17 protein-coding genes are annotated in these 15212 nt (G+C 71.6%); 12 read left to right on the top strand and 5 right to left on the bottom strand.

Features of this window, described 5'->3' with window-relative positions; genetic code table 11:
* Window positions 1-56 precede the first annotated feature (56 nt).
* Window positions 57-404 (top strand): DUF6300 family protein, encoded by a 348-nt coding sequence (locus AB0M39_RS21940; RefSeq protein ID WP_365366818.1) that lies wholly within the window; start codon window positions 57-59, stop codon window positions 402-404.
* A gap of 69 nt (window positions 405-473) precedes the next feature.
* Window positions 474-602: a hypothetical protein gene (locus AB0M39_RS21935; RefSeq protein WP_365366816.1), complete on the top strand. Its 129-nt coding sequence runs from the start codon at window positions 474-476 to the stop codon at window positions 600-602.
* Here the strand turns inward: AB0M39_RS21935 and AB0M39_RS21930 are convergent.
* Window positions 595-2235, bottom strand: a complete 1641-nt coding sequence (locus AB0M39_RS21930; RefSeq protein ID WP_365366814.1) for an FAD-dependent oxidoreductase — start codon at window positions 2233-2235, stop codon at window positions 595-597. The genes AB0M39_RS21935 and AB0M39_RS21930 overlap by 8 nt on opposite strands.
* A 411-nt stretch (window positions 2236-2646) precedes the next feature.
* On the opposite strand from AB0M39_RS21930, the gene AB0M39_RS21925 reads away from it, so the two are divergent.
* Window positions 2647-3444 (top strand): DUF899 domain-containing protein, encoded by a 798-nt coding sequence (locus tag AB0M39_RS21925; protein ID WP_365366812.1) that lies wholly within the window; start codon window positions 2647-2649, stop codon window positions 3442-3444.
* Window positions 3445-3504: 60 nt separating this feature from the next.
* On the opposite strand, the gene AB0M39_RS21920 is transcribed toward AB0M39_RS21925, so the two are convergent.
* Window positions 3505-4023 (bottom strand): MepB family protein, encoded by a 519-nt coding sequence (locus AB0M39_RS21920; RefSeq protein WP_365366810.1) that lies wholly within the window; start codon window positions 4021-4023, stop codon window positions 3505-3507.
* Window positions 4024-4179: 156 nt separating this feature from the next.
* Here AB0M39_RS21920 and AB0M39_RS21915 point away from each other — a divergent pair, with 156 nt between their 5' ends.
* Complete coding sequence (locus tag AB0M39_RS21915) at window positions 4180-4701, top strand: hypothetical protein (protein WP_365366808.1); 522 nt, start codon at window positions 4180-4182, stop codon at window positions 4699-4701.
* Between the two features lie 87 nt (window positions 4702-4788).
* Here AB0M39_RS21915 and eno read toward each other — a convergent pair whose 3' ends face one another.
* Window positions 4789-6123, bottom strand: a complete 1335-nt coding sequence (eno, locus tag AB0M39_RS21910) for a phosphopyruvate hydratase (protein ID WP_365366806.1) — start codon at window positions 6121-6123, stop codon at window positions 4789-4791.
* Window positions 6124-6300: 177 nt separating this feature from the next.
* Between eno and AB0M39_RS21905 the strand changes: the two genes are divergently transcribed.
* A complete protein-coding gene (locus AB0M39_RS21905; protein ID WP_365366804.1) occupies window positions 6301-6723 on the top strand; it encodes a MarR family transcriptional regulator in 423 nt (140 codons plus the stop codon).
* A gap of 68 nt (window positions 6724-6791) precedes the next feature.
* Here AB0M39_RS21905 and AB0M39_RS21900 read toward each other — a convergent pair whose 3' ends face one another.
* A complete protein-coding gene (locus AB0M39_RS21900; RefSeq protein ID WP_365366802.1) occupies window positions 6792-8033 on the bottom strand; it encodes an erythromycin esterase family protein in 1242 nt (413 codons plus the stop codon).
* Window positions 8034-8136: 103 nt separating this feature from the next.
* Here AB0M39_RS21900 and AB0M39_RS21895 point away from each other — a divergent pair, with 103 nt between their 5' ends.
* The 5 genes from AB0M39_RS21895 to AB0M39_RS21875 all read left to right on the top strand — a co-directional run bounded on the left by AB0M39_RS21895 (window position 8137) and on the right by AB0M39_RS21875 (window position 12635).
* The gene (locus tag AB0M39_RS21895; RefSeq protein ID WP_365366800.1) at window positions 8137-8844 is read left to right on the top strand and encodes a MerR family transcriptional regulator; all 708 of its coding nucleotides are present in this window, start codon (window positions 8137-8139) and stop codon (window positions 8842-8844) included.
* 118 nt (window positions 8845-8962) lie between these two features.
* Window positions 8963-9901, top strand: coding sequence for an NAD(P)-dependent oxidoreductase (locus AB0M39_RS21890; RefSeq protein ID WP_365366798.1), 939 nt, complete (start codon window positions 8963-8965; stop codon window positions 9899-9901).
* The gene (locus AB0M39_RS21885) at window positions 9898-10827 is read left to right on the top strand and encodes an RNA polymerase sigma-70 factor (protein ID WP_365366796.1); all 930 of its coding nucleotides are present in this window, start codon (window positions 9898-9900) and stop codon (window positions 10825-10827) included. Before AB0M39_RS21890 ends, AB0M39_RS21885 begins: the two co-directional genes overlap by 4 nt.
* Before the next feature lie 180 nt (window positions 10828-11007).
* Window positions 11008-11748 (top strand): NAD(P)H-binding protein, encoded by a 741-nt coding sequence (locus tag AB0M39_RS21880; protein WP_365366794.1) that lies wholly within the window; start codon window positions 11008-11010, stop codon window positions 11746-11748.
* Between the two features lie 107 nt (window positions 11749-11855).
* Complete coding sequence (locus tag AB0M39_RS21875) at window positions 11856-12635, top strand: SDR family oxidoreductase (RefSeq protein WP_365366792.1); 780 nt, start codon at window positions 11856-11858, stop codon at window positions 12633-12635.
* Between the two features lie 114 nt (window positions 12636-12749).
* Here AB0M39_RS21875 and AB0M39_RS21870 read toward each other — a convergent pair whose 3' ends face one another.
* Window positions 12750-13256, bottom strand: a complete 507-nt coding sequence (locus tag AB0M39_RS21870) for a hypothetical protein (protein ID WP_365366790.1) — start codon at window positions 13254-13256, stop codon at window positions 12750-12752.
* A 154-nt stretch (window positions 13257-13410) separates the two neighbouring features.
* Here AB0M39_RS21870 and AB0M39_RS21865 point away from each other — a divergent pair, with 154 nt between their 5' ends.
* Window positions 13411-13914 (top strand): hypothetical protein, encoded by a 504-nt coding sequence (locus tag AB0M39_RS21865; protein ID WP_365366787.1) that lies wholly within the window; start codon window positions 13411-13413, stop codon window positions 13912-13914.
* A 258-nt stretch (window positions 13915-14172) separates the two neighbouring features.
* The gene (locus tag AB0M39_RS21860) at window positions 14173-15201 is read left to right on the top strand and encodes an NAD(P)/FAD-dependent oxidoreductase (RefSeq protein WP_365366785.1); all 1029 of its coding nucleotides are present in this window, start codon (window positions 14173-14175) and stop codon (window positions 15199-15201) included.
* Window positions 15202-15212: the final 11 nt, after the last annotated feature.

The following is a 15212-nucleotide window of genomic DNA, read 5'->3' as shown; positions in this document are numbered from 1 at the left end:
TTGACGCTGCGGTTCACACCGTCTTGGGTAGGCGCAGGCAACGCAAGGAGGCTGGTGTGACCCGAGTGGAACTCGCAGAGAGACTGCCGTCGTGCTCGCGCTGCGGCGGCCGGCTGATCACCAGTGCCGTGATGCCGCAGGAGGACGACGAGGGCTTTCCGATCCACCTCGAGCTGTGCTCTGCCTGTGATGCCGGCAAGCCCGCGGCCGGCGCACTGCTGGCCTGGTTCGCCACCGGCGGCGGCCATGACATGTCGCGTGTCCAGGAGGGGGCGGAGCTGCTGGTGGAGTGGACCAAGGAGGGAATGGGCGAGCACGGCTGGGACTGGTCCCTCGACGGGGCGGGGAGCGGGCCGGGCGATCCGGTGATGCGTCCTGCGCACGAAGCGCCTCCCGGGCCCTGATCGAGCTGCGCTGAGTTGCTGGCGCTGGTCGGTGGAGTCCCTTCCTGGCCCGAGGCCGTCGTCAGGACCGTGCGAACCGCCCTCGGCGGGTGCGCCGCGGTGGAGGCGGGGCCCGAACCCACCGGCGGCGGCGACGAGGAGACTGCTCTCGACCTGTACGCCGCCGCCGGCCGATGGACGGAGTCCGTCGTCAGGTGAGGCCGTCGGTGAGGGCCTTGGCGTCGGGGACCCGGACGACCTCCGGGACGGTGAGCGGAAGGAGCCCGAGGATCTGGCCGACGACGTACTGGGCCGACATCATCGCCCCCTCCTGCCAGCCGGGCAGGGGCGACGCCTGGTCTCCCACGACAAGGAAGCGGCCGCCGCCCTCGGGCTGGAGGAGCTGCTTGTAGGCGACCATGTGGTCGGGGTTCGCCGGGTCCCAGCCCGCCCAGCCGCCGAGCTGGTACGGGACCTTGTGCCAGGCGATCGTGACGCCCTTGTCGTCCGGCACGACGCTGGTGTTCCCGAACTCCTCGTGCAGGGCGACCGCGCCCTTGCGGGCTGCTTCCAGGCGCTGCTTCGGCCGGAGGGAGCCCAGGTACTGCGCGTTCCTGCCGGTGTTGTACGCGCCGGTCAGGGTGCCCTTCTCCGAGAAGTAGTCGTTGGACGGGTACCACAGCTGGCTGATCACATGCGAGGTGCGGCTGATCCCGCCGTAGATCTGGTTCGTGTCGTCCTCCCAGAATCGCCTGTTCGCCTGCCAGCCCACTTTGCACGTGGCCGCGAAGCCCACGGCGGCGATGGCGTCGGTGAACTCCGGCGAGAAGTTGTTGAGCCCCATTCCGCGCAGCACGGGGAGCGGGATGTTGCTGACGCAGTAGTCCGCGTCGAGGCTGCGGGCCTCCCCGTCGTGGACGTACTCGACGACGACTCCGCCCTCGTCGGGAAGGGTGACGTCGGTGACCTCCGCCCCCAGCGTGATGCCGAGGCCGAACTGCTGCTCGAGCTGGCGGGTGAACGCGTTCACGATCTGGTCCATGCCGCCGACCGGCTGGAACAGGGTGGGCTGCCACATGTAGTCGACGGGCTGGTAGAAGCCGTACTTCCAGAACCTCGACTCCACCAGTTCACGGAAGTCCAGGGGCGGCATCGGCTGCGGGAAGTCGTGGACCTCCGGGTCCTGCATGTACCCCGACCGGGTGGAGCCGGTGTACTCCCCCGCCTCGTCCAGGTCGCCGAAGACGCGCAGGAGATCCCGCAGTTCGCCGGTGAAGTCGTCGGCGTCGGTCAGCTTGGAGACGAGCAGGGCGGCCAGATGGCCGCGGACGTCGTTGGCGACCCGGCGGCTGTGCCAGCGCTGCGCGGCGGCGGGCGCACGAGGGGACACCTCCGACGGGGCGACGAGGTTCGCCGTGGTCTCCATGACATACGGCTCCAGGGCGACCTCGAACCTCTGGCAGTAGTCCAGGACCCGGCGGTGGTGGTACGGGATGCGGCCGGGGCCGAGATTGAGATACAGCCCGGGGTCGAACGAGCAGGTGTGGGTCAGCACCGGCTGCCCGGACGCGCCGATCTCGTAGAGCCTGTCGCCTGCGCGCGCGGTGCGGTTGCGGCCGCCGGCCCGGGTCTGCGGCTCCAGAACGGTGCACCGGTAGCCGCGCTTGCTCAGCTCGTACGCCGCCGTCAGCCCCCCGATCCCGCCGCCCAGCACCACGACCGACGCGCCCTCGGGCGCGGATCCCGTCAGGCCGGTCGATCCCGTCCAGCCGGTGGCCTCCGGGCCACACGCGCCGATCATCGCCCGGTACAGCGCCCGCGCGTCCTTGTTCGCGGGCTCCTCAACGCTCATGCTCGTGCCTCTCCGTGGTCTCCAGCGGTGGATGGATGCCGTCCGGACATGGCGGTCCCGAGTCGGGGAGGCGGGAGCACCGGTCGTCGAAGCGCTCGAAGTCCCCCAAGACCCCGCCCACTGGACCGAGTTGGCCGCTCCTGACCACCACAGTCGACATCACTCACAGTATTCAGTGAGGCACTCACAGTGAGAATAGTGGGCCACGTACGGGCTAATTACCCCCCGATTCGTTTAAACGGGATGTTGAAGCACTCTCCGGCTCCCGGCTCGGCGCAGCCGGGAGGGGGCACGCCGCGTACGGACTTCGGCCCCGTGCGCCGCTCGTCGCAGTGGGTCTGATCCGGGCGCAAGCTGGAGGTGTGGCCCGCTTGGTCCGACGGCAGAACGAGAGCAGCTGGGAGAGCCGAGATGGCGACGATGTCGAACCTGCCCGAGGTGGTGTCGCGCGAGGAGTGGCTCGCCGCCCGCAAGGAGCTGTTGGTCAAGGAGAAGGAGCTCACCCGGGCGCGTGACCAGGTCAACGCCGACCGCCGACGGCTGCCGATGGTCCGCATCGACAAGCCGTACACCTTCGAGGGCCCGAACGGCGAGGCGAGCCTGCTCGATCTCTTCGAGGGGCGGCCCCAGCTGGTCGTGCACCACTTCATGTGGACCTTCGACATCGACGCCGACGGCGCCGAGCACCCCCGCGACACCGGCTGTCCCAGCTGCTCCTCCGCGGCCGACGGCATCGGCAGGCTGAGGCAGCTGCGTGTCCGCAGCACCGCGCTGGCCGCCGTGACGCGGGCGCCGTACGCGAAGCTCGCCGCGTACCGGGAGCGGATGGGGTGGACGTTCCCCTGGTACTCCTCGGCCGGCAGCGACTTCAACTACGACTTCCACACGACCCTCGACGAGCGGGTGGCGCCGGTGCGGCTCGGCTACCGCACCGAGGCCGAGCTCGCCGAAGCCGGAAGCCCCTGGTCAGAGAGTATGCGCGGCGACTATCCCGGCATCAGCGCGTTTCTGCGCGTCGGGGAGGAGGTCTTCCACACCTACTCCACGTTCGGCCGTGGCATCGAGGAGTTCCACAACGGCTACCCCCATCTCGACCTCACCGCGCTCGGCCGCCAGGAGCCGTGGGAGGAGCCGGAGGGCCGCGCCGTCCCCCTCGGCCTGGAGGCCGGCGGCCCGGGACTGCGCATCCCCGACGAGTACGAGGTATGACGCATGACGTCGCGCTCCTGCACGCCGGTCGAGGCGTGGGCCTACCGGTGGCAGGCGGGCCTACAGGTGGTAGAGCGCGCGCACACGCGCCTGGTCGACAGGCTCGTCGAGGTGCAGGAAGTAGTTCACCTGCCACGCCTGGGTGCTGCGTGCCTGCCGATTGGCTGTGGTCACCCACGGCGGGTAGACGCGGAACCCTCGCTTCCCGGCGGAGCCGTTTCCGGACACCACCCCGCGCTCGCACAGCACGTCCCGCGGGAACACGAACTGTCCGAACCGGTCGCTGTCGCGGCAGCTGATAACGAAGAGGTCCACCCCGTCGGCGACGTCGAAGGGCCGGATCGGCCCTTCCGAGGACCGCTGCCACACCGTGACGAACTGGCCGACCTTCGTCGGGGTGGTCTTGGCCACACGGAACCGGACCGTCAGCCCGTCGAGTGTGAAACCGTGAGCCGCGTACTCGGCGCTCTCCGGTTCGGGCGCCGGCTGCGAGCAGGCGAAGCCACTCGGGTCGTACACCTGCGTCCTCGCCGCCAGCAGGTCGCTGTGAAGCCCTGACCACGGCTGATTGATCGACATACGCTCATCCTGCCATCACGCCCACTGCGGCCTTCAGCCCGAGGACGGTCTGTCCCAGGGTGTGGACAGGCTCGCGGTCGACGGGCTGTGCGCTCAGCTCCTCGATTGAGTAGCCGTACTCATGAACCCCAGCACCGGCGCGGGGAGAATCCGATCATGCCTCCACGGACACGTACCGCCGCCGCCGCGACCGCAGTCGCCTTCCTCGCTCTCACGGGCTGCGGGCCCAGCTCGGACGAAGTGTTCTCCAACCTCAACGGCACCAGCCCGTCCAGCTCGCCGGACACCGCCACCCCGGACGCGCAGCGCGACGCACCACCGAACTACGCCGACGACAACCGGGCCCGGCGGGCCGGCGAGATGAGCCCGCAGGACGAGAAGCGAGCCCGGCAGAAGGCCGCCGAGGTCCATCGGGCCCTCGACGAGCTGCGGCGAAGCGGCAGGATCAGCCCGGACGAGGTGCGGCCCGTCCTCGCGCAGCTCGCCGGCCCCGCCCACCTCTCCGTGCAAGGACGGCAGGTGGGCACCGGGATGGAACACGCCGAAGGCAGCGCCTACGGCATCTGGATCGCCGAGACCGCCTGCGTCACGGGCGCCGTCAGCGAAGACCGTGTGTGGGCGGACGTCAACGGCCACTACCCCGAGACCGGTTGCCTGCCCCCGGCGGTCGCTCACTGAGACTCCCAGGAAGATCCGTCTCCCCGGCACGCGAGCGGGCCCCCGATCGGTCCGGGGGCCCGCTCGCTGTCTACCTCTGCCGGCTGTTCACGCCCGACGCAGTGCGGAGCGGCCCGCGAAGCGCGCCGAGTCGCCCAACTCCTCTTCGATCCTGATCAGTTGGTTGTACTTCGCCGTGCGGTCGGAGCGGGAGAGCGAGCCGGTCTTGATCTGACCGCAGCCGGTCGCCACCGCCAGATCCGCGATGGTGGTGTCCTCCGTCTCGCCCGAGCGGTGCGACATGACGACTGTCCAGCCCGCCTCGTGAGCTGTGGCCACCGTGGCGAGCGCCTCGGTCAGGGTCCCGATCTGGTTGACCTTGACCAGGACCGAGTTGCCGACGCCGGTGCGGATACCCTCGCGCAGCAGCGTCTCGTTGGTGCAGAACACGTCGTCGCCGGTGAGCTGGCAGCGGTCGCCGACGCGGGCGGTCAGCTCGCGCCAGCCGTCCAGGTCGTTCTCCGCCATCGGGTCCTCGATGGAGAGAACCGGGTAGGAGTCGATGAGCTTGGCCAGGTAGTCGGCGTGCTCGGAGGGGGTGCGGCGCACCCCCTCGCCCGTGTAGTCGTACACCCCGTCGCGGAAGAACTCCGACGACGCCGGGTCCATGACCAGGCCGATGTCCGTGCCGGGGCGGTAGCCGGTGCGCTCGACGGCGGTCATCACGAAGTCGAGCGCCTCCTCGGCGGTACGCAGCGCGGGCGCGAAGCCGCCCTCGTCGCCGACGCCCGTGGAGTGCCCGGCGGCCAGCAGATCGCGACGCAGGGTGTGGAAGACCTCGCTGCCCATGCGGACGGCTTCGGCGAAGGTGTCCGCGCCCACGGGCACGATCATGAACTCCTGGAAGTCCAGCGGGTTGTCGGCGTGGGCGCCGCCGTTGACGATGTTCATCATCGGCAGCGGCAGAAGGCAGGCGTCGGCGCCGCCGAGGTAGCGGTAGAGGGGCTGGCGGCGGGCCGCCGCGGCGGCCTTGGCGGCGGCGAGCGAGACGCCGAGGATCGCGTTGGCGCCGAGCCGGGACTTCGCAGCGGTGCCGTCGAGGGCGATCAGCGCGGCGTCGAGACCCGCCTGGTCCGCCGCGTCCTGGCCGCGCACGGCCGCCGCGATCTCCCCGTTGACGTGGGCCACCGCGCGGTCGACGCCCTTGCCGTGCCAGCGCGCGGAGTCCTGGTCGCGCAGCTCCACGGCCTCCCGGGCACCGGTGGAGGCGCCGGAGGGGACAGCCGCGCGCCCCAGGGACCCGTCCGCCAGGACGACGTCGACCTCGACCGTGGGGTTGCCCCGGCTGTCGATGATCCGGCGGGCGGTGACGGTCTCGATGGCGGCGTCGGCGATGCCGGTGATGTCGGTGATGCCGGCGGGTGCGACTGACTTTGCGGACATGGGAGTCCCTTCCCCTGGGTCGTGTGCCGTGGCCCTGGCTGCGACGACGCTGGCGCTGAGCCCGACAGAGCCAGACCATACAGCAATGCTGCTTAGTTTTGCTGTGCAGTATTGCTGCGCAGCTTTGCTGTGCAGGTCAGGTGCACAGCTGTCCTGAGCAACGGGGTAAAGTGCCCTATGCCCACCTCGGAAGCCGCCGCCATCGCCGCTGAACTGCGCATCGCGATGGGCAAGCTCACCCGACGCGTCAAACACGAGGACCGCATCCCGCTGGGCCAGGCCGCCGTGCTCGGCGCGCTCGACCGCAACGGCGCCATGACCACCAGCGACCTCGCCGCGGATCAGCGCGTACGCCCCCAGTCGATGGCGCGGGCGGTGGGGCTGCTCATGGAACAGAACCTGATCACGCGCCGGGCGCACCCCACCGACGGCCGCAAGTCGCTGGTCGAGCTGTCGGACGCGGGCCGGGTCGCGCTCGAGGCGGAGCGCGGCCGCAGGGCCGGCTGGCTCGCGCAGGCCATCGAGGCCGAACTCACCGATGAGGAGCGGGCGCTACTGGCACGGAGCGCCGCCCTGCTGGAGCGGCTCGCCGCACGCTAGCGCCGCGACGGGCGCCGTTCGCCGCACCGCGACTCCCGGCGCGCGCCCTCTTCGTCGTACACCTGGCGCTAACGAACGGCGGAGGCCTCCGTCGCCGGCTCGGGCGGGTCGATGTGCGGCAGGAACAGGACGGCGTCGACAGCGTCGAGCGCGTGGGGGTCGAGCGGGAAGTAGCCGCGGTTCTCAGATGTGCGCCGGGTCAGGTCGGCGGCTCCCGCGACCAGTTTGACCAGCTCGGCGGCGGACACGAGCCGTGGCGCCGACGTGGTCGCGGCCAGGAGGCCTTCCACGGTGTTCGCCGTTGGCTCGTCGATGCCCAGGTGCGGGGCGGATCCGATCGCGGTGGCGATGACGGCGTAGTGCGGACCGTGTGTGCGGGCGAGGTGGGCGCCGGCCGGGGTCCACCGCAGGTCCATGTCGCCCACCTGCATGCGCAGCTCGCCGCGTCGCATGTGCTCGTTGTGGCCGTAGGCCAGGACGGGCCCGTGGTCGTGTTCGCGTTCGCGGGTCACGAGAGCGTGCAGGTTGGCCGCCATCATCGCGTCGCGAATCCCGAGGCCTCGCGCGAGCCGCTCCTGGGGATCGGTCCGCGCCAAGGTCACGTGGTAGGCGAGCAGACCGGCGGCGGTACGGGCGCCGAGTTCGGCGTCCCGCAGCGCTTCCGCCGAGCCGTCCGCGGTGAACTGGGGCGCTTGGGAGGCGAGCAACCAGCCGAGGTCCTCGGTGATCGATCGCAGCTCGCGGACGTCGGCCGAGTCGCCGATGGACTGCGAGGGGTCCATGACGACGTCGGGGTTGGTCCACCGGTCGTCGTCGCCCAGGAGCGCCTCGATCCGGCTCCACTCGTGCGGCACAGGCGGGCAGTTGGCCGCGAGGAAGGTGTGCAGCACGCGCAGGGCCGCGCGGGGGCTCTCCGCTCCGCTGTGCTCTATCGGCGCGTCGAAGCCGGCGAACCGGACCCGGTCGGCCGGGGGTCGCACGCGGTTGTGCTCGCCGATCCACTCGACCAGCGCACGGTTCGCCGGACAGCCCCTGAACTCGTGGCTGACGCCGTCGGTCATCACCTGGTCGAGACGGCCGTCGCCGCCGTGTACGTAGTCGTCGACTACGCGCCCCGCCAGGCAGCCCGACTCCAGCGCCACGCAGCGACACCCCTCGTCGTCGACCAGCCGCCGCAGCAGGGCGTTGCGCAGCAGCGGGAAGGCCTCCTCGCCGTGCAACGGCTCGCCCAGGGCCAGCAGGCGGGGCCGCTGCTCTCGCTCGTTCAGGAACTGCTCGACGACCGCGTTCACCAGCTCATCGTGTGTCATGGCTTCGATGGTATCTTTGACGTTTCGGTTGAAGGTTGGCGCGGAATTCGCAGGCAGGAACGGCAGCAACCTTCAACCGGGCGCCACACCTGGAGGAGTACGTATGAGGCCCGTGGACTTGGCGCGGCCGCACGGACTGTCCGGCCAGGCGGTCCGCAACTACGAAGCGGCCGGCATCCTGCCCGCCGCCGAGCGCACCGCGTCGGGCTACCGGCACTACACCAGCACGCACGCCGCCGCGCTGCGCACGTTTCTCGCCCTGATCCCGGCCCACGGCCACGCCGAAGCCCGGTCGGTCATGACACTGCTCAACACCGGCAGTACCGACGAGGCGCTCACCGTCATCGACCGCAGCCACGCCGAACTGCTCACCGACCGGCAGACGCTGGACACCGTCGAGCAGGCGCTCACGGAGCTGACGCACGCGCCCGACGAGCGGCCGACCCATCGGCCCACCACCATCGGCGCCCTGGCGCACCGGCTCGGCCTCCGTCCGGCCACACTGCGTCGGTGGGAGAGCGCCGGGCTGCTCCACCCGCGGCGCGACTCCGTCACCGGGTACCGGACCTACTCCCCCAGCGACGTCCGCGACGCCGACATCGTCCACCAGCTGCGACGCAGCGGGTATCTCCTGACCCAGATCGCGCCGCTGCTGGGCGAGCTGCGCGACGTCGCCTCCCCGGCCTCGGCGGGGTCGGCGATCGCCGACCGTCGCCACCGCCTCCACACACGCGCCCTCGCCATGCTCCATGCGTCCGCCGAGATAGGCGACTATCTCCACGAGCAGGGCCGGCACACAGAGCGCAGCTGACATCGCCGCGATCGGCGGCCGGATCCGCCTCCGCTCCCAGCCGTCCGCGCTCCCATGTCACAGATGACGGGGCTGTCTCGTCTCATGGGTGAGGGTCGTCTGTGGAGTCGGGAAGGTGATGGTCGTGCGGGTATTCGTAGCAGGCGGGTCCGGGGTCCTGGGGCGGCGGCTGGTGCCGCAGCTCGTGGCCAGGGGCCACCAGGTGACGGCTACGACGACGAGCGCGGCCAAGTCGGGCTTGCTGGAGCAGCTGGGCGCCCATGCCGTCGTGATGGACGGGCTGGACGCGATGTCGGTCGGCGAGGCGGTGGGCGCTGCCCGGCCGGACGCGATCGTGCACCAGATGACCGCGATCTCCCCGGCGCACGCCGGAAAGCCCGATCTGAAGCACATCGACCGCTGGTTCGCCACCACGATCCGGCTGCGCACCGAGGGGACGGACCACCTGCTGGCCGCCGCCGAGGCGACCGGCGTGTCCCACGTCGTCGCGCAGAGCTACGGCAGCTGGAACGGCGTCCGCACGGGCGGATGGGTGAAGTCCGAGGAGGACCCGCTGGACCCGGAGACGGGGACGAAGGCACGCGCGGTGGCGGATGCGATCCGGTATCTCGAGGACGTCGTCGTCAAGGCCGGCGGCGCGGCCCTGCGGTACGGCGGGCTCTACGGCCCCGGCGCCACCGACGACCAGGTCGAGCTGGTACGCAAGCGACAGTTCCCGCTCGTCGGGAGCGGCGCCGGCCACAGCTCGTGGGTGCACCTCGACGACGCCGCGAGCGCCACCGTCCTGGCCGTGGAGCAGAAGGCGAGAGGCGTGTTCAACATCGTCGACGACGAACCGGCCCCGGCCCGCGAGTGGCTGCCCTATCTGGCCCGGTGCGCGGGCGCGAAGCCGCCGATGCGGGTCCCCACGTGGCTTGCCCGGCTGCTGGCCGGGGAGGTGGCGGTGACGATGATGACCGAGGGCCGCGGCTTCTCCAACGCCAAGGCCAAGCGGGAGCTCGGCTGGGAGCTTCGCTATCCGTCGTGGCGAGAAGGCTTCAAGGAGGAGCTGGCGTGACCAGGACCGAGGAGTTCGAGGAGCTGCGGCCCCTGCTGTTCTCGATCGCCTACCGGATCCTCGGCAGCGTGAGCGAGGCGGAGGACGCGGTCCAGGAGAGCTGGCTGCGCTGGGAGTCCTCCCCGACCCAGCCCACGTCGGCCAAGGCCTTCCTCTCGGCCGTGGTCACCCGGATCTCGATCGACGTCCTGCGGTCGGCCCGCCTCCGGCGGGAGAAGTACGTCGGGCCGTGGTTCCCCGAGCCGCTGCTGACCGATCCCTTTGAGGACCCGGAGCGCTCGGCGGAGCTGGCCGACTCGTTGTCGATGGCGGCGCTGCTGCTGCTCGAGCGGCTGAGCCCGCTCGAGCGTGCGGTCTTCGTGCTGCGCGAGGTGTTCGGGTTCGGCTTCCCGGATGTCGCGTCGGCCGTGGGGCGCTCGGAGGCGGCGTGCCGCCAGCTCGCCGTGCGGGCGCGTCGCCATATGGACGCGGGCCGGCCCCGGTTCGAGGCCGACCGGAAGGAGCGCGAGGAGCTCGCCGAGCGGTTCTTCGACGCCTTCAGGGAAGGGGACGTCGACGGGCTGAAGGAGCTGCTCGCCGCAGACGTCCAGATGGTCGGCGACGGCGGCGGCAAGGCCCCGCAGTGGGCCAGGAGCATCGTCGGCGCCGAGAACGTGGCCCGGCTGCTCGCCGCGCTCGCCACGCCCTTCGTCGAGATCGGCGTCATGGTGGAGCCGCACGAGGTGAACGGACAGCCGGGCGCGGTCCTGCGCGACCGGGACGGCAAGGTCCTCAACACCTTCTCGCTCGACGTGCTCGACGGACGGATCCAGACGATCCGCTCGGTGATCAACCCCGACAAGCTCGGGCACGTGGGTCCCGTAGCGGACGCGTGGGCGGTCGTCCGCGAGGCGAACGAGGCTCGCCGGCGACATCATGACCGGTAGAGCTGACGGGGCTCCCGACTTCGCCACCCGGAGGTCGGGACCGTGCTGCGGCGGTGCCGGGCTCGTCGACGGAGTTCGCGTGAGCAGAGCGTCGAGGGACGGGCAGCACCTCCAGGGACCCGGCACGGGGCCGATCCGGTGAGTCGTACAGGCACGGTCGTCGAAAGGACGGAAGAGGACATGACCACGATTCTGGTGACAGGCGGCACGGGAACGCTCGGACGGCTCGTCACCGAGCGGCTGCGTGAGGGCGGGCACGAGGTCCGCGTGCTCAGCCGGCACTCCGAGCCGTACGCCGTCGATCTGGTCAAGGGCGGCGCCGGTCTCGATGCCGCCGTCGAGGGGGTGGAGGTGATCGTGCACTGCGCCTCCTCACCGCGGGGCGGGGACGAGCGGGCCGCCGGCCATCTGATCGCGGCGGCGCGGCGGGCCGGAGTCCGCCACCTCGTCTATATCTCGATCGTCGGCGTCGACCGGGTGCCGCTCGGCTACTACCGGACGAAGCTCGCCGTCGAGCGGCTGATCGAGGACTCGGGGCTGGGCTGGACCGTGCTGCGTACGACGCAGTTCCACGACCTGGTGCTGCAGATTCTGCAGGGCCTGGCGAAGCTGCCGGTCCTGCTGCTGCCGGCAGGCCTCCGCGACCAGCCGATCGAGGTGTCGGAGGTCGCCGACCGGCTGGCCGAACTGGCCCTGGGCGGCCCCGCCGGGCGCGTCGCGGACATGGGCGGCCCCCAGGTGCGCACGTTCCCCGACCTGGCCCGCGCCTATCTGCGGGCGAGCGGTCGCCGCCGTCGCCTGCTGAACGTCCGCCTGCCGGGAAAGGCCTTCCGTGCTGCGCGGGACGGCGGGCATCTGACGCCACAACGGGCGGTGGGCAAGGGCACGTTCGAGGAGTTCCTGGCGAAGCCGCTCGGCTGACTCGACTCCCCATCTGTCCAACTCGCCGTAGCGCACTGTGCGGTCGCCGCGCCGAGGGCCCCAGCCCCGGGCACGGTCGCCGTGGACGAGCCGTCTAGGGTGCGGGCATGGACTCGCATAGCTACCTCTCCGAACTGTTCTCGCTGGACGGCCGGGTCGCCGTGGTGACGGGTGGCAGCTCCGGCATCGGCCGAGCCATCGCCGGGGCTCTCGCGCGAGCGGGGGCGAGCGTCGTGATCGTGGCGCGCAAGGAGTCGGAACTGGCCGCCACAGTCGACGAGCTGACGGCGGACGGCTGCCGGGCGGCCTGGGTGAGCGCCGACCTGGGATCCCGTGACGGTGTGCGCGCGGCGGCGGAGCAGGCAGCCGAGGTGTTCGGCGAGCCCGACATCCTCGTCAACAGCGCCGGGATCAACTTGCGGCCGCCGATGAGCGAGCTGGGCGACGAGGTGTGGGACGTCACGATGGCGGTGAACCTGGAGGCGCCCTACCTGTTGGGCCATCGTTTCGGGCCCGGCATGGCCGAGCGGGGCTTCGGACGGATCATCCACATCACGTCCCAGCAGGCGCACCGGGCGTTCGTCCAGAGCGGCGCCTACGGGGTGTCCAAGGGGGCGCTGGAGTCGCTGGCGCGCTCTCAGGCCGAGGCGTGGTCGCCGCACGGCGTCACCTGCAACACGTTGGTGCCCGGCTTCGTCATGACCCCGCTCAACGCGCGTTTGTCGTCCGACCCGGAGAGGGTGGCGGCGCTGGCCGCACGCACGATGGTCGGACGCAACGGCCTGGGCGAGGACTTCGCCGGAGCGGCCGTGTTCCTGGCGAGCCGGGCGTCCAGCTATGTCACCGGCCAGGCGATCTTCGTCGACGGCGGTTTCTCCGTTCACTGAGCCCAACTCCATTATGGAACTGGGCCACTTGGGGAGCGGGAGCAGAGCCTGGGGGCTTCGCGGCTCTGCTCCTGCCGGTGGGAGACGCCGGGTCGGCTACTCGTCGACCGTCGCTCAGAGCTGCTCGGCGATCCGCCGCTCCAGCCCTTCGAGGAACTCCTGGAGGCTGGCCGCGGCAAGATCGAACTGATCGAACCAGGAGGCGGTCGCCGACATCCAGACCCGTCCGCTCCCGGCCAGTGCGTACAGACGACCCCCGCCGTCGCTGGCGAAGACCAGCGCAGGCTCCTCTCCGTCGATCCGTATGGCGCCGTACTCGCGGAAGTGCCCTGCGACCGTAGAGGGCGAGTGAACGAAGCAGCCGACGCCCACATCGGGCAGGGACACCTCGTCGACGACCCAGTACATCGTGGTCAGATCGGAGGGGATCGGCGTCAGTTCCACGAGCGCGTCCGTCGCCCGGCGGCTTGCCTCCGTTGCGAGGCCGACCGCGTTCGGGCCGGGCGGGAAGCCGTGCCGGAGCAGGAACGACCGCATCAGCTCCGAGAGGGCGGCGTCCGCCCGCTCGCACCAGCGGCGGACCCACTCGGCGTCGAGACGCTCAGCAGGCACGATCGACATCACTTGCTCCCACGGAACTCGCCGTCACCGAGTCCGGAAGAAGATACCGGAGAGTTCACGCGAGCTGGGGCCGACGGCAGTTCGGCCGGGCGGGGAGTCCGCCCGGAGGGCGCGACTGGTGCCCTGTCCGCGGGGCTCGGCATACTGACCTCTCATGGACACCAAAGCCGTCACCCGCGTGTACGTGGTGATCACTGCTCTGCTGTCGCTCGCCGCGGCCGTCGTCGCGGCATGCGGCGGGTATGTGCTGGGCGGGACGGTGGCGGCTGTCGTCTCGGCGCTGGTGACCGGCGTCGCCGCGTGGGGCGGCGCGGTCGTCATCCGCCGCCGGGTCTTCGCCGACTTGAGGCAGGCCGAGTCGGACGCGGCCGTCCATGGCTACGGCGAAGGCCTGTCCCAGGCCGTGCTCCTCGGGATCGCCTCGTACGAGGCCGCCGCCTTCCCCCTGACCGGCCCCGCCTCCGTCTCCGCCGGAGAACGGGATGCTCGCCGTACCCTCGCCTACCGGATCGCCGCCGACGAGGGGCTGCCGCACACCGTGCGCACGGCCGCGGCCGCCGCCCTGGAGGCCATCGACGACGGCCGGGACCGCGGGCGCGCCCAGGAGGCGGTGCAGGGTCTGCATCTGGCCGTGTACGAGCTGCGCCGGCACCCCTGACGGACGCGGGGGTTCCCGCAGGTCGAGGGGTGGATCGGCCGCGCGAGGACGTGGGCGGGACGATGTGCCGTTCGCTCCAGGCGACTGCTCCAGGCGACCGGTCGCACGGCAGCCACCGGCAACTCCCGGCCGTACGACCGCTGCTGGCCACCGCTGACCGCTGACCGCCAGGGCGGCCGTGGGCAGGCCAAGACAGCAGGCCCAACCGGCTCCAGGCCCGCGGTCGGCGCCCCGCCGGGCCCGGCTAGAGTGCCGGACATGGCGGTCGACGCGGATGTGGCGGTGGTGGGGGCAGGGCCGGTCGGTCTGAGCGCCGCGCTGCTGCTCGCCCGGGCGGGGCTCGGCGTGGTGGTGCTGGAACGCCGCCCCGGTCCGGTGACCGAGTCCCGGGCGACGGACCTGCACGCGCGGACCCTGGAGGCTCTGGCCCCGAGCGGGCTGGCCGAGTCGCTGCACCCGCTGGGGCGGCGCGTGGACACGGTGGAGATGTGGTCGCAGGGCCGCAGGCTCGGCGGCTTCCACATGGCGGGGCTGCGCTCGCCGTACCCGTACATCCTGACCGTCCCGCAGTGTGCGACCGAGGGCATGCTCGCCGCGGAGGCCGAGCGCATGGGTGTGCGCGTGCACCGCTCGACGGCCGTACGGTCGGTCGACGAGGACGCCGACGGCGTCACCTTGCTGTCGGATTCCCTCGACCCCCTGCGCGCCCGCTGGGTGGTGGCGGCCGACGGCGCGTCGAGCACACTGCGCGCCCTGACCGGTACGGCGTTTCACGGCCGGACCTATGCCGGCCTGTGGCAGCTCGCCGACCTGCGAGTCGAGGGTCCCTCGCTGGACCCGACGCGCGTGCACATGGTCGGCGGGCCCCGCGGGCTGCTCGTGGTGCTGCCGATGCACCTCGACGGCTGGGCCCGGGTGGTGCTGCACCTGCCGCACGGCCCCGCGCCGGGCGGAGCGGACGGCCCGGAGGCGCTCGCCGCCGAGGCGGCCGCCCGCGGGTGGACGGCGGTCGTCCGCGAATGCCGCTGGACGAGCACCTTCCACACCCAGCGGCGCCTCGCCGCACGCCACGGCAGCCGGCGGGTGCTGCTGATCGGCGACGCCGCCCATGTGTGCAGCCCGGTCGGCGGCCAGGGACTCAACCTCGGTCTGCGGGACGCCGTCTCCCTTGCAGCCGCCCTGCCCAGCGCGACCGCCCGCGGCGCAAACGGCCTTCATGGCGCGTGGCTTCTACCTGCCGATGCGGGCCGGCGACCCGATAGAGGGACGCGCCTACGTGGCGGTTGAGCCGATCCGGC

It is taken from the genome of Streptomyces sp. NPDC051907, from assembly GCF_040681075.1.
Taxonomy (GTDB): domain Bacteria; phylum Actinomycetota; class Actinomycetes; order Streptomycetales; family Streptomycetaceae; genus Streptomyces.
This window is presented reverse-complemented; position numbering and strand designations above follow the sequence as displayed.

Coding starts and splice junctions, on each gene's coding strand:
- AB0M39_RS21915 (WP_365366808.1), top strand. CDS start 4,180: ATGCCTCCACGGACACGTACCGCCGCCGCCGCGACCGCAGTCGCCTTC.
- AB0M39_RS21880 (WP_365366794.1), top strand. CDS start 11,008: ATGACCACGATTCTGGTGACAGGCGGCACGGGAACGCTCGGACGGCTC.
- AB0M39_RS21905 (WP_365366804.1), top strand. CDS start 6,301: ATGCCCACCTCGGAAGCCGCCGCCATCGCCGCTGAACTGCGCATCGCG.
- AB0M39_RS21895 (WP_365366800.1), top strand. CDS start 8,137: ATGAGGCCCGTGGACTTGGCGCGGCCGCACGGACTGTCCGGCCAGGCG.
- AB0M39_RS21920 (WP_365366810.1), bottom strand. CDS start 4,023: ATGTCGATCAATCAGCCGTGGTCAGGGCTTCACAGCGACCTGCTGGCG.
- AB0M39_RS21890 (WP_365366798.1), top strand. CDS start 8,963: ATGGTCGTGCGGGTATTCGTAGCAGGCGGGTCCGGGGTCCTGGGGCGG.
- AB0M39_RS21860 (WP_365366785.1), top strand. CDS start 14,173: ATGGCGGTCGACGCGGATGTGGCGGTGGTGGGGGCAGGGCCGGTCGGT.
- AB0M39_RS21870 (WP_365366790.1), bottom strand. CDS start 13,256: ATGTCGATCGTGCCTGCTGAGCGTCTCGACGCCGAGTGGGTCCGCCGC.
- AB0M39_RS21875 (WP_365366792.1), top strand. CDS start 11,856: ATGGACTCGCATAGCTACCTCTCCGAACTGTTCTCGCTGGACGGCCGG.
- AB0M39_RS21865 (WP_365366787.1), top strand. CDS start 13,411: ATGGACACCAAAGCCGTCACCCGCGTGTACGTGGTGATCACTGCTCTG.
- AB0M39_RS21900 (WP_365366802.1), bottom strand. CDS start 8,033: ATGACACACGATGAGCTGGTGAACGCGGTCGTCGAGCAGTTCCTGAAC.
- AB0M39_RS21930 (WP_365366814.1), bottom strand. CDS start 2,235: ATGAGCGTTGAGGAGCCCGCGAACAAGGACGCGCGGGCGCTGTACCGG.
- eno (WP_365366806.1), bottom strand. CDS start 6,123: ATGTCCGCAAAGTCAGTCGCACCCGCCGGCATCACCGACATCACCGGC.
- AB0M39_RS21925 (WP_365366812.1), top strand. CDS start 2,647: ATGGCGACGATGTCGAACCTGCCCGAGGTGGTGTCGCGCGAGGAGTGG.